This is a genomic window from Streptomyces sp. NPDC051987, assembly GCF_040680735.1.
Classification (GTDB): Bacteria; Actinomycetota; Actinomycetes; order Streptomycetales; family Streptomycetaceae; genus Streptomyces.
This window is the reverse complement of record NZ_JBFAXI010000001.1, coordinates 201,146-213,339: the sequence shown is the minus strand read 5'-3', so window position 1 is coordinate 213,339 and position 12,194 is coordinate 201,146. Positions and strand designations below refer to the sequence as shown.

The 12,194-nt window shown below is 74.2% G+C and carries 10 protein-coding genes; 3 read left to right on the top strand and 7 right to left on the bottom strand.

The annotated features are described in order from the left end of the window. Positions 1-58: 58 nt before the first annotated feature. Positions 59-673 carry a TetR/AcrR family transcriptional regulator gene (locus AB0M11_RS00935; RefSeq protein ID WP_365699898.1) on the top strand — a complete coding sequence of 205 codons (615 nt, stop codon included), beginning with the start codon at positions 59-61 and terminating at the stop codon, positions 671-673. Positions 674-820: 147 nt separating this feature from the next. Here AB0M11_RS00935 and AB0M11_RS00930 read toward each other — a convergent pair whose 3' ends face one another. The 3 genes from AB0M11_RS00930 to AB0M11_RS00920 form a co-directional block, all read right to left on the bottom strand. After that, the gene (locus tag AB0M11_RS00930) at positions 821-1,936 is read right to left on the bottom strand and encodes a DUF2510 domain-containing protein (protein WP_365699896.1); all 1,116 of its coding nucleotides are present in this window, start codon (positions 1,934-1,936) and stop codon (positions 821-823) included. A gap of 154 nt (positions 1,937-2,090) precedes the next feature. Next, positions 2,091-3,233: an anhydro-N-acetylmuramic acid kinase gene (locus tag AB0M11_RS00925; RefSeq protein ID WP_365699962.1), complete on the bottom strand. Its 1,143-nt coding sequence runs from the start codon at positions 3,231-3,233 to the stop codon at positions 2,091-2,093. Positions 3,234-3,249: 16 nt separating this feature from the next. Next, entirely contained in the window at positions 3,250-4,530 is a 1,281-nt protein-coding gene (locus AB0M11_RS00920; protein ID WP_365699894.1) for an MFS transporter, read from the bottom strand. A gap of 181 nt (positions 4,531-4,711) precedes the next feature. Between AB0M11_RS00920 and AB0M11_RS00915 the strand changes: the two genes are divergently transcribed. Beyond that, complete coding sequence (locus AB0M11_RS00915; RefSeq protein ID WP_365699892.1) at positions 4,712-7,393, top strand: AAA family ATPase; 2,682 nt, start codon at positions 4,712-4,714, stop codon at positions 7,391-7,393. Positions 7,394-7,651: 258 nt separating this feature from the next. On the opposite strand, the gene pcaD is transcribed toward AB0M11_RS00915, so the two are convergent. From pcaD to pcaH, 4 genes are read right to left on the bottom strand one after another with little or no spacing between them, the layout of a single operon-like run. Further along, positions 7,652-8,770 (bottom strand): 3-oxoadipate enol-lactonase, encoded by a 1,119-nt coding sequence (gene pcaD / locus AB0M11_RS00910; protein WP_365699890.1) that lies wholly within the window; start codon positions 8,768-8,770, stop codon positions 7,652-7,654. After that, complete coding sequence (gene pcaB, locus AB0M11_RS00905; protein ID WP_365699888.1) at positions 8,767-10,110, bottom strand: 3-carboxy-cis,cis-muconate cycloisomerase; 1,344 nt, start codon at positions 10,108-10,110, stop codon at positions 8,767-8,769. Before pcaB ends, pcaD begins: the two co-directional genes overlap by 4 nt. Further along, a complete protein-coding gene (gene pcaG / locus AB0M11_RS00900; protein ID WP_365699886.1) occupies positions 10,107-10,709 on the bottom strand; it encodes a protocatechuate 3,4-dioxygenase subunit alpha in 603 nt (200 codons plus the stop codon). The genes pcaB and pcaG overlap by 4 nt, the downstream gene beginning before the upstream one ends. A 6-nt stretch (positions 10,710-10,715) precedes the next feature. Continuing rightward, on the bottom strand, positions 10,716-11,489 hold the full coding sequence (gene pcaH / locus AB0M11_RS00895) for a protocatechuate 3,4-dioxygenase subunit beta (RefSeq protein WP_365699884.1): 774 nt from the start codon (positions 11,487-11,489) through the stop codon (positions 10,716-10,718). A gap of 209 nt (positions 11,490-11,698) precedes the next feature. On the opposite strand from pcaH, the gene AB0M11_RS00890 reads away from it, so the two are divergent. Beyond that, positions 11,699-12,172: a MarR family transcriptional regulator gene (locus AB0M11_RS00890; RefSeq protein ID WP_365699882.1), complete on the top strand. Its 474-nt coding sequence runs from the start codon at positions 11,699-11,701 to the stop codon at positions 12,170-12,172. Positions 12,173-12,194: the final 22 nt, after the last annotated feature.

Here is a 12,194-nt window from a genome sequence, read left to right as displayed (position 1 = left end):
GAACGGCGGGCGAGGCGGAAGTGATCCGCACGTGATGCGCGAGTGAGGAGAAGAGCACATGACGTCGCAGGCCGCGGACGGACCGGAGACGGTCGCAGCCTCGCGCCGCTCCAAGATCACGCCGGAGCGTGAGCGGGAGTTCTTCGACGCCGTGCTCGAACAGATCCGCGAGTGCGGCTACGACTCCGTCTCCATGGAGGGGATCGCCGCCAGCACCCGCTGCAGCAAGTCCACCCTCTACCGCCAGTGGAAGACGAAACCGCAGTTCGTCGCGGCCGCGCTGCGCGCCAACCGCGAGGTGCGCTTCGCCGGTGTCGACACCGGCTCACTCGCCGAGGACCTGCGGGAGGTGGCGCGGGTCGCGGGCGACTGGTCCCGCAAGGACACCAAGCTGCTCTCGGCGCTCGGCCACGCGGTGCACTCGGACGCGGAACTGGCGCAGGCGCTCCGCGAGGCTCTCGTCGAACCCGAGATCGCCGCGCTCCAGGAGATCCTGCACCGCGCTGTCGTGCGCGGCGAGGTGCCCGAGGGGCATCCCGCGCTGGACTACGTGCCCGCCATGATGTTCGGCGTGCTGCGGGTACGTCCCGTGCTCACCGGCGACTACGCCGACGCCGACTACCTCGTCCGCTTCGTGGAGGCCGTCGCGCTGCCCGCACTCGGACTGACCTGAGACCCGGGCCGCCGTCCACGGGATGACTGGACGGTGACCTGGTCGCGCCGCACCGTGGGGACGGGGGCGGCGCGCACCCCCCGGCCGGGTGGGGCGCCCCTTTGAGCGGAGGGGCACCCCACCCGGCCGATCACTGTCCGCGGCCGGTCAGGTGTTCTGCCCGGCGCCGCTGCCCGAGGACACCTTGATGCCGCTGGTGATCGTGTCGATGACCGACTCCTTCTGGCCGACGTCGACGCCGAACCGGACCACGACGATCTGCCGGGCGTTCGCGGGCGACGGGAAGGCCAGCGACTCGACGTAGCCGTCGGCGCCCTTGCTGGTGATCGCCTTCCAGCGCACCATGTACCCCTGCTGCCCGGCCACGGTGACCGCCTTGGAGGCCAGCACCTGGTGGGAGGTGATCGAGCCGTAGCCCTTGCCGTACGACTCTTGCGCGTTGGCCGAGATGTCCGCCTTGGCGACCTGCTCGGCGGTGTCCCCCTGGGTGCCCAGCAGCACGGCGGGCCGTGAGTAGGCACCGCCGGCCGTGCAGGTCTGGGACGAGTCGCCGGGGCACTTGTAGGAGTCGTCGGAGGTCACCTGGGCGCCGTAGTCGATCGCCTGCCCGGTCCAGCCGTCCGGCACGGGGATGCTGATGGCGTCGGTCGAGTCCGGCACCGTGCCGCCGCCCTTGATCTTCGGCGCCTCGGACTCGTCCGGGGACGGCGAGCCGCCCCCGCCGGTGCCGCCGGAGCCCGAGCCGCCGCCCGACCCGCCGAACGGGAAGCCCTGGCCGCCGCTCTGCCCTTCGGGACCGCCCTGGCCGAACCCGCCCTGGCCGCCCGTGCCCTGCTGCGAGGCCTGCCGGCCGCCGTTGTCGCCGCCGTCGCCGGTCAGCGCCCATACGCCCACCCCGATGGCGGCGAGCACCGCCACGGCCACCCCGACGGCGATGCCGGTGCGCAGCCCGCGACGGGCGGGGGCCGGCGGCGCCGGGTAGCCGGGATGACCCGGGTACGCGGGGTGGGCCGGGTCGGCCGGGTAAGCGGCGTAGGCCGGGTAGGCGGGGTAAGCCGGCGGGACCGGGGTGCCTTCCCCGGCCGGGAAGGGCTGCTGGGCCCCGTCGGCCGGCGGCTGCGGCGGGGGACCCCAGTCCGCGGCCGCGCCGGCGGGCCGGGTCTGCTCCGTCCAGGCCTTGCCGTCCCACCAGCGTTCGGTGGCCGGACCGTCACTTGTCTGCCCGGGATCGGGATACCACCCGGGAGGAGTCACCTGCGTCATGCCCCCACCGTATGAGGCATCGGTGAAAGTCGGATGAGAGGATCCAGCGATGTTCTGATGATGCGATCTATGCCCTTGTGAGTGGGCTCCGGACGATCCGCCGGTCCGGTCCGGTCCGGTCCGGTCCGGTCCGGTCCGATCCGGTCCGATCCGTTCACTCGATCCGCAGCCGCACCGGCGGCCCCGCTGCCGGGGCCGGGAGGCGCAGGCCGTTCCGGCCCGGTGTCAGGGAGCCGAGGACGCTCGGGTGGCGGGCGCCGGTGGCGCTGGGGGCCGTGCCCGCGAGGCCGTGCGCGGTGAGGAAGCCGAGGACCGCGAAGGCGTACGCCTCCTTCGCCGCCGCGGGCAGGCCCAGTTCGTCGGAGACGCGCACCGGGATCCCGGGCAGCAGCTCGCCCAGCATCCGCATCAGCACCGGGTTGCGGGTGCCGCCGCCCGACGCGATCACCTCCGTCGCCGCCAACCCCCGCACCGCGTCCGCCACCGTGCGGGCGGTGAGCAGGGTGAGCGTCGCCAGCGCGTCCTCCGCCGACAGCCCCGCCGACGGCCGCCAGTACCCGGCGTGGAACAGCTCCTTGCCGGTCGTCTTCGGCGCGGGCAGCGCGTAGTACGGCTCCGCCAGCAGCTCTTCGAGCAGCGGCCCGTGCGGACGGCCGCGTGCCGCCAGTGCCCCGTCCACGTCGTACGCCAGCCGCCCTCCGGTGAACTCCCGGACCGCCGCGTCCAGCAGCGCGCACCCGGGCCCGGTGTCGAAGGCCGTGCCGTCGGGCGCGGTGAGGTTGGCGATCCCGCCCAGGTTCAGCGCCACCGGCGTCCCCGGCCGCCCGCGCAGCCACAGCAGGTCGACGAGGCTCACCAGGGGAGCGCCCTGGCCCCCGGCGGCCACGTCGCGCGGCCGGAAGTCGGCGACCACCGGCAGCCCCGTCGCCTCCGCGATCCAGGCCGGCTGCCCGAGCTGGAGCGTGCCGTGCACCCGGCCGCCGTCCGCCCAGTGGTAGACCGTCTGCCCGTGCGAGGCCACCAGGTCGGCTCGCCCCCCGCACAGTACCCGGTTCGCCCGGACCGCGGCGGCCGCGAACGCCTGCCCGATCCGGGTGTCCAGCAGACACACCCGCGCCAGCGGCACGGCGGCCGGCGGCAGCGCCCCGGCGAGCGCCTCCCGCAACTCCGCGTCGTACGGCGTGCTCACCATGCCCAGCGGCTTCAGCAGCAGCGTGCCGTCCAGCAGCCGCAGCTCGGCCGCGGCCGCGTCCACCGCGTCGTACGACGTCCCGGACATCTGGCCGATCACCAGCACTGTCTCCACCTGCCTCTCAACCCGGCTTCACCCGCTGCGGCCCGAGCAGCGCGAGCACGCTGACCGCGCAGGTCGCCGCCGCGTAGTAACCGGGCACGTCGAGGTCCCCGGTGCGTCGCACCGCCTCCGTGATGATGAGGCCCGCACAGCCCGAGAACACGGCATTGGACAGGGCGTAGGCGAGTCCGAGGCCCGTGCAGCGGGCCCGCGCCGGGAACATCTCGGCCAGCAGCGCGGGCCCGGGGCCGGCCATCAGCCCCACCACGGCACCCGCCCCGCACAGGGCGGCACCCTTCAGGGCGGCCGGGGTCCCCGGGTCCTGCAGGAGGCCGAGCAGCGGCAGTGCCAGCAGCACCACCAGCCCGGCGCCCGCCAGCATCACCGGCCGCCGCCCCACCCGGTCGCTGAGCGCCCCCGCCGGCAGGATCGCCGCCGCGAACCCCAGATTCGCCACCACGGTCGCCAGCAGCGCCTCGCGGAAACCGGTGTGCAGCGCCGTCTGGAGGTACGACGGCAGCACCACCAGGAAGGTGTACCCGGCCGCCGACCAGCCCATCACCCGGGCGGCGGCCAGCCCGACCGCCGGGAGCGGCACCCGCACGGCGCGCCCGTCGCCCGCGGCCGGTTCCCGGAACTCCGGCGTCTCGTCCAGACCGATCCGCAGCCACAGCGCCAGCGCACCCAGCGGCAACGCCAGCAGGAACGGCAACCGCCATCCCCAGGAAGCGAACTGATCAGCCGTCAGGATTTCGGACAGCCCTACCGTCGCCCCCGCCCCGCCCAGCAGTCCCAGCGCCACCGTGAACGACTGCCATGCCCCGTACAGCCCCCGCCGCCCCGGCGGCGCGCACTCGGTCAGCATCGCCACCGCGCCGCCGAACTCCCCGCCGGCCGACAGCCCCTGAACCGCCCTCAGCAACGTCAGCAGCCACGGCGCGAGCGCACCGGCCTGCGCGTACGTGGGCAGCACGCCGATCAGCGCCGTCGCGCCGGTCATCAGCGTCACCACCAGGACCAGCACCGGCCGCCGGCCGAGCCGGTCCGCCAGCCGGCCGAACAGGGCCGCGCCCAGCGGCCGGAAGAAGAACGCCAGCCCGAACGAGGCGTAGGTGCGCACCAGCCCCTCGGCCGCGCCGCCGCCCGTCGGGGTGAAGAACCGCTCGGCGACGACCGTCGCGACGTAGCCGTAGACACCGAACTCGTACCACTCGATGAAATTGCCGGCCGAGCCCGCCGCCAGCGCCTGGAGGGGCCGGTTCCGCTCGGCCACTGCCCGATCTTCGAAAGTCAGCCTCATGTTCCTGCCCGTTGACGGTCCGTCAGCTGCACATCGGCAGGTCGGGGCCGTTCCGCGTCGCCCGGGCGCACCCGCTCTCACCCGTCACGGCAACAGCTGCCCGGACCCGCCTCCGGACAGCCAACAGGACGGCTACGCTCGTGGTCTGTACGTCGTTCGGGCGACTTGGGGAGGTAGCGGGATGACGGAGGAGCAGTCCCCGGAAGGCGCCACGGCCCCTCTCTGGGAGCGCGAGGAGGAACTGGCCGCCGTCACCGAGGCCCTCGACGTCCTGTGCGCCGACCGCTCCACGTCGGGGAACCTGCTGGTCCTGCGCGGCGAGGCCGGGCTCGGCAAGACCGCGCTGCTGGCCGAGACCCGCCGCATCGCCGAACGCCGGGGCTGCACCGTCTGGTCCGCGCGGGGCGTCGAGACCCTGCGCAGCGTCCCCTTCCACGTGGTACGGCAGCTGCTCCAGCCCGCGCTGGTCTCCCTGCTGCCCGAGGAGGCCCGGGAGTACCTGGGCGACTGGTACGACATCGCGGGCCCCGCCCTCGGGATAACGGACCCCGGTGACCGCCAGGCCGACCCGCAGGGCGTCTGCGACGGCCTGGTCGCCGCCGTCCGCCGGCTCGCCAAACGCGACTGGCCGCTGGTCCTGCTGCTCGACGACGCGCACTGGGCCGACCAGGAGACCCTGGCCTGGCTCGCCGCCTTCGTCGAACGCCTCGACGACCTGTCCGTGCTGGTCCTGGTGGCCCGCCGCCCCGGCGAGGTCAGCGGTGACAGCGCCCGCCTGCTCGACGCCGTGGCCGCCGCGGCCGGCCGCCCCGTCCGCACCATCAGCGCCCTCACCCCGGACGCCACCGCGGGCCTGACCCGCGCCACCCTCGGCGAGCACGCCGACGCCCCGTTCTGCCGCGAGGTCTGGGCCGTCACCGGCGGCAACCCCTACGAGACCGTCGAACTCCTCGCCAAGGTCCAGGACAGCGAGGTCGACCCCGTCGAGGCCAGGGCCGGCGAACTGCGCGCCCTCAACCGGTCGGCCAGGGGCGGCGGACTCGTCACCCGGCTCGAAGGCCTCGGCGTCGACGCCACCCGGTTCGCCTGGGCCGCCGCCATCCTCGGCACCGGCATCTGCGTCGACCTCGTCGCCCAGCTCGCCAGCATGGCGCTGGACGACGCCGAACGCTGCGCGGAGCTGCTGCGCAACGCCCGTATCCTGACCGAGCCCGACCCGGCCGGCTCCCGGACCCACGTCGGCGACCTGGAGTTCGTCCACCCGCTGATCGCCACCGCCGTCTACAACTCCATCCCGCCCGCGATGTGCACCGCCATGCACGGCATCGCCGCCCAGATCGTCATCGATGACGGCCGTGGCATCGCCGAGGCCTCCCGCCACCTGCTGAAGGTGCACCCGGACGACGACGAGGAACTCGTCGAACAGCTGCGGGACGCGGCCAAGGAGCACCTCGCCGTCGGCGCCCCGGACGCGGCCCGCCGCTGCCTCGAACGCGCCCTGCTCGAACCGCCCCTCCCCGAGGTCCACGCGCGCGTGCTCTACGAACTGGGCTGCGCCACCCTCCTGACCAAGCCCGCCGTCACCATCGGCCACCTGCGGAGCGCCCTGGCCATGGACGGCCTCGCCGGTCCCGAACGCGTCGACGCCGTCTTCCGGCTCTCCCAGGCCCTCCTCCACAACGACCAGCTGGAGGAAGCGGTCCGCACGGTCGAGGCGGAGGCCGCGCGGCACGAGGAGGGACCGGCGAGACTCCGGCTCCAGGCGGTCCAGTTCATGTGGGAGGGCATCGCCGGCGAGGCCGTCTCCCCCCGCCGCTCCGAACGGCTCGCCGCCCTCGCCGCCACCTGCACCGGGCGCGACAACTCCGAGCGCGCCCTGCTCATGCTGCGCGGCTTCGACCTGCTCATCCAGGGTGGCAGCGCCGAGGAGGTGGTCGAGCTGTGCGACCGCGCCCTCGTCAACGGCCGGCTCGCACCCGGACTCGGCTGGACCGACACCGAGTGGGGCATCGAACTCCTGTTGATGCTCGCCAGCTCCTACGTCTACGCCGACCGCCTCGACCGCGCGGAGAGCCTGTACAACGAGGCCCTGCGGTCCTACGAGTCCGCCGGCTGGAGCGGCGGCCATCTCGCCCTCGCCCACGCCTACGTCGGCCTGGGCCACCGCAGGCGCGGCCGGCTGCGGGACGCGGAGACCTCGCTGCGGGAGTCCCTGCGGATCGCCGAGCGGGTCGGCCGTCGGCTGCCCCTGTACTGGACCGCCACCTGCAACCTCGTCGACACGCTGCTCGCCCGCGGCCATGTGCAGCAGGCCTGGGAGACCGCCGAGCAGTACGGCTTCGCACCGCCGTACCCCTCCACCATCGTCATGCCGGACCCGCGGTCGGTGCGCGGCCGGCTGCTGCTCGCCGTCGGCCGCACGAAGGAGGCCGTGAACGAACTGGAGTCGGCGGAGAAGGCGGCCGCCGCGCGCGGCCACTTCAACCCCGTGGTGGTGCCCTGGGCGCTCGACCTCGCTCGCGCCCTCGCGAACGAGGACCCGGTGCGGGCGGCGCGCCTGGCGAGTGACGCGCGGCGGCAGGCCGAGCGGTTCGGCACGGACACCGCGATCGGCGAGGCGCTGCGGTGCGCTGCCGCGCTGGAGACCGGGCAGCGACAGGTGCGGCTGGCCTCGCAGGCGGTGGCGTATCTGGAGGCGTCGCCCTGCCAGTACGAGCATGCGGCGGCTCGGGTGGAGTACGGGATCGCCGCGCGGTCGGTGGCCGAGTTGAACAGGGGTCTGGCGTTGGCCCGGTCGTGTGGGGCCGACGGGTTGGTCGCTCAGGCCAGGGAGGTCCTGGAGACGGGACGGGGGTTGCGTTGACCGGTTCGCCGCGGGGTGCGGGCGGGTGGGAGCTGGCCGCGCGGTTCCCGGCGCCCCTGCGGGGCGCGCCACAGCGCGAGGAGTCGGCCGGTGACCGCTGAGGGGCGTTTCTGCACCTCCCGGAGGACGAGGTGGCCCGCACGGACCGGTGCGAAGGCGACGTACCGGCCGAGCCCGGCGGTGGCGCCCGTGATCAGGATGGTGGACCTACCCCCGCCGTAGGCACAGTGCCCGCACATGTGCCCCTCCCCGGCAGGGTCACCCTTCCTCTTCCGCCAGCACCCGCTGGGCCGTCGCGAACGCCGAGTTCGCCGCCGGGACGCCGCAGTAGACGGCCGTCTGCAGCAGCACCGCGCCGATCTCCTCCGGCGTCAGCCCGTTGCGCCGGGCCGCCCGCACATGCATGGCCAGCTCGTCGTAGTGGCCGTGGGCGACCAGCGCGGTGAGGGTGATCATGCTGCGTTCGCGGCGGGAGAGGGTGGGGTCGGTCCAGATCTCGCTCCAGGCGTAGCGCGCGATGAAGTCCTGGAAGCGAGCCGTGAACGGGGTCTGCCGGGCCTGGGCCCGGTCGACGTGCGCGTCGCCGAGCACCTCCCGGCGTACGGCCATCCCGCGCCCGGCGCCACCGTCGAGGTGGGAGCGGAGCGCGGTGAGGACGGCCTCGGGGCACTGCGCGGGCGCCAGATGCGCCGCGCCCGGCAGCTCGACCAGGGTGGACGCGGCGACCGCGTCCGCGAGTTCGCGCAGGTGCGGCGGCGGGGTCGCCTGGTCCTGCCGGCCGGCGATCAGCAGGGTCGGGACGGCGATCTCGCCGAGCCGGTCGCGCAGGTCGAAGGCGGCCAGCGCGTCGCAGCAGGCGGCGTACGCCTCCGGGTCGGCCGACCGCTGGTCCTCGATCAGCCGCGGCACGGTGAAGCCGGGGGTGAACCAGCGGCCGGGGGCGTTCTCGGCCAGCCACTCCACCCCCTCCCGGCGCACGCGGTCGGCGCGCTCCTCCCACGGCCGGGACCCGCCGAAGTGGGCCGAGGAGCAGATCACCGCCAGGTTCTCCAGCCGGTCCGGGTGGTGGACGGCCAGGTGCAGTCCCACGGCACCGCCCAGTGACACCCCCGCGTAGGCGAACCGCTGGATGCCGAGCGCGTCGGCGAGTGCGAGCACCAGACCGGCGAGGTCACCGACGGTCGCCCCCGCCTTGATCAGGCCGGGCGCCGAACCGCCGTGTCCCGGCAGGTCCCAGCGCACGACGCGGTGCGCACTGGACAGTTCGGGCGCCACGGCGTCCCACAGGGCGTACGAGGTGCCGAGCGACGGCCCGAGGAGCAGCGGGGGAGCCGAATCGGCGCCCTCGACGCGGTGGTTGAGGAGGTTCTCGGTCAACGTCGCTCCAGAGCACGGTCGGTGAGCACACCGGCGGCACCGGTGTAACGGGCGGGATCGGTCAGGCTGTCGATGTCGACGTCCGTCAGGTCGGGTTCCTCGGCCAGCAGTTCACGCAGCGTGCGGTGCTCGGTGTGGGTGCGGCCGGCCAGTTCGGTGAGCAGCGACTTGGCGCGGGCCCGGCCCAGTACGGGGGTCAGTTCGGCCGAGAGCCGCTCCGAGACGATCAGCCCGTGGGTGAGGTCGAGGTTGCGGCGCATCGCCTCCGGGTGCACCCGCAGTCCCTCCGCCAGCTCCGCCGCGTCCCGCGCCGCGCCGCCGACGGTCCGCAGCAGATCCCGCAGCGGCTCCCACTCGGCGTGCCAGGCACCGGCCGGCCGCTCGTCCGCCGCGGCCATCGAGCCGTACAGGACGGCCGCGAGCTGCGGAGCGCGCCGGGCGGCCGCCGCGACCAGCGTCGCGCGCACGGGATTGGCCTTGTGCGGCATCGCCGACGACCCGCCCCCGCTGCCCTCCGCGACCTCGCCGATCTCGGTACGGGACAGGATCAGCACGTCCGCGGCCGTCTTCCCCAGCGCCCCGGCCGTGAAGGCGAGGCACCCGGCCAGGTCCGCGATCGGTGTCCGCAGGGTGTGCCAGGGCAACAGCGGTGCGGTCAGGCCGAGTTCACGGGCGTACGCGGCCGGCAGCTGCTCGGCGTGTTCCGCGCCGTACGCCCCGAAGGCGGCCAGCGTACCCGCCGCGCCGCCGAGTTGGGCGGGCAGCGACTCCCTCACCCGTGTCACGCGGTCTCGGGCGTCGAGGACCAGCGAGCGCCAGCCGGCCGCCTTCAGCCCGAAGGTCGTCGGTACGGCGTGCTGGGTGAGGGTGCGGCCCGGCATCGGCGTGTCGCGGTGCGCGGCGGCGAGCCGGGCCAGCGCCTGCGCGGTGCGGCCGAGGTCGGCGCGGATGAGGTCCAGGGTGCGGGCGGCGACCAGCATCGTCGCGGTGTCCATGATGTCCTGGCTGGTCGCGCCCCGGTGCACGTACGGCCCGTGCTCCGGGCCGACCGCCTTGGTGAGGTCCGCGACCAGCGGGATGACCGGGTTGCCGCCGCCGCGCCCGCGCTCCGCGAGGGCGCCGGCGTCGAACCGTCCGGGATCGGCCGCCTCGGTCACGGCCGTCGCGGCCGCGGCCGGGGCCTGCCCGAGGGTTGCCTGGGCGCGGGTGAGGGCCGCCTCCGCGTCGAGGAGCGCCCGCAGCCAGGCACGGTCGCCGGTCGCGGCCGCGGCGGCGGAGCCGGACCAGCCGGGGCCGAGCAGCCCGGCGTCGTCACCGCCGCCGTACTCCACTGAACTCACTGGAACTCCAGGAAGACCGTCTCGCCCTCGCCCTGAAGGCGGATGTCGAAACGGTAGGTCCCGCGGCCCTCGTCGGCGGCGACCAGCGTGTCGCGTCGCTCGCCCACCCGGGTGAGCAGCGGGTCGGCGGCGAGCGCCGCGTCGTCGCCCGGCAGGTAGATCCGGGTGAACAGGTGCACCAGCAGCCCGCGCGCGAACACGCACACGCTGAGGTAGGGCGCGCTGCCGCCGCGGGCGCCGGGCCGCAGCGTGCGCGCGTACCAGTGTCCGTTCGTGTCCGTCTGGATCCGGCCCCAGCCGGTGAACTCCACGCCGTTGCGGCCGAGGTGGTCGCCGGTCGCCGGGTCGCGCCGGAGCGAACCGTCGGTCGTGGACACGTTCCCGTCCGGGTCGGCCCCCCACAGCTCCACGAGCGCGTCGGGCAGCGGTTCGCCCGCGCCGTCGAGGACGTAGCCGTGGACCGTGATCGTGTCCGGGTGCCCGAGGGGCGCGATGTCCTCGCCGCCGCGGAACGGCAGCGCGTACCCGTAGAACGGGCCGACCGTGTGCGACGGGGTGGGCAGCACGTTTTCCGGGCTGCCCGTGTCGGTCTTCGTCATGGCGGGTCAGCGTCCTTCTTCGATCCAGGTGGCGGCGGGGCCGTCCAGCACGATGTCCCAGCGGTAGCCCATCGAGAACTCCGGCACGGACAGGCCGTGGTCGTAGGTCGCGACCAGACGCTGCCGGGCCGCGTCGTCGGTGACCGACTGGATGATCGGGTCGTACGGGAACAGCGGGTCGCTCGGGAAGTACATCTGTGTCACCAGCCGCTGCGTGAACGCCGTACCGAACATCGAGAAGTGGATGTGCGCCGGACGCCACGCGTTGAGGTGGTTGCGCCAGGGGTAGGGGCCCGGCTGGATGGTGGTGAAGTGGTAGCCGCCGTCGGCGTCGGTGATCGTCCGGCCCACCCCCGTGAAGTTCGGGTCCAGCGGGGCGTCGTGCTGCTCGCGCTGGTGCGCGTAGCGGCCCGCCGAGTTGGCCTGCCAGATCTCGATCAGCTGCCCCCGCACCGGCCGGCCGGTCCGGTCCAGCAGCCGCCCGGACACGGTGATCCGCTCACCGATCGGCTCCCCGCTGTGCTGCCGGGTCAGGTCATTGTCTATCCCGGTGATGTCCCGCTCCCCGAACGCGGGGGAGTGCAGCTCCACCAGCTCCGGGTCCCTGGTCGTGTCGATGGCGACCAGGGGTTGTTTCGGGTGCCGGAGGACGGAGGAACGGTAGGGGGCGTAGTCCCGGCGGGGGTGGTGTTCGACGGGGGCCCCTTCGGCCACCCGCTTCTCGTAGGCGGCGTGCTCGGCGGCGATCTCGGCGTCGATGTCGGCTTGGGTGAGTGGCACAGGAAGTCCTCAGCGTGAGCGCCCCGTCAGGGGCGTGGGGATCTCAGCCAGATAGTCAGGGCACTGAGCATTTCGTGAGATGCCTGCCACGCTGCCACTCGCCTCGGCACCAGTCAAGACCTGGGCCGATGGCAGACGGGTGCACAGACAGGACAGGCGGCCGGGAGTATCGTTCAGTGCACCAACGAATTCGGATCACGGGAGCGTATATGGCCGCGGTGGACCTCACCACCCACCCCGGGCACCTGGCCCGGCGGCTGCAGCAGGCCCACTACCTGCTGTGGAACACGATGGTCTCGGAGGAGATCACCTCGCCGCAGTTCGCCGTGCTGAACGCGCTGGTCGCCGAGCCGGGACTGGACCAGCGGACCGTGGGGGAGCGGGTGGGCCTGGACCGCTCGACCATTGCCGAGGTCATCAGCCGGCTGGGCCGGCGCGGGCTCCTCGACAAGGTGCGCGACCCGCAGGACGGGCGCCGGTTCCTGCTTCGCCTCACCGACGACGGCCTGCGCACGCACCGCAGGCTCGCCGTCCGCACCGCGAGGATGAACCAGGTCTTCCTCGCCCCGCTGTCGCCCGAGGAGCAGAGCCGGTTCTTCGACCTGATCCGCCGGGTCGCGGACGCGGCGGAGGACCTGCGCAACCCCACGGAGCCCGCCGTCTCCCGCGCCCAGGTGTCTTGACCCGCAGCCTTCTTGACACGGG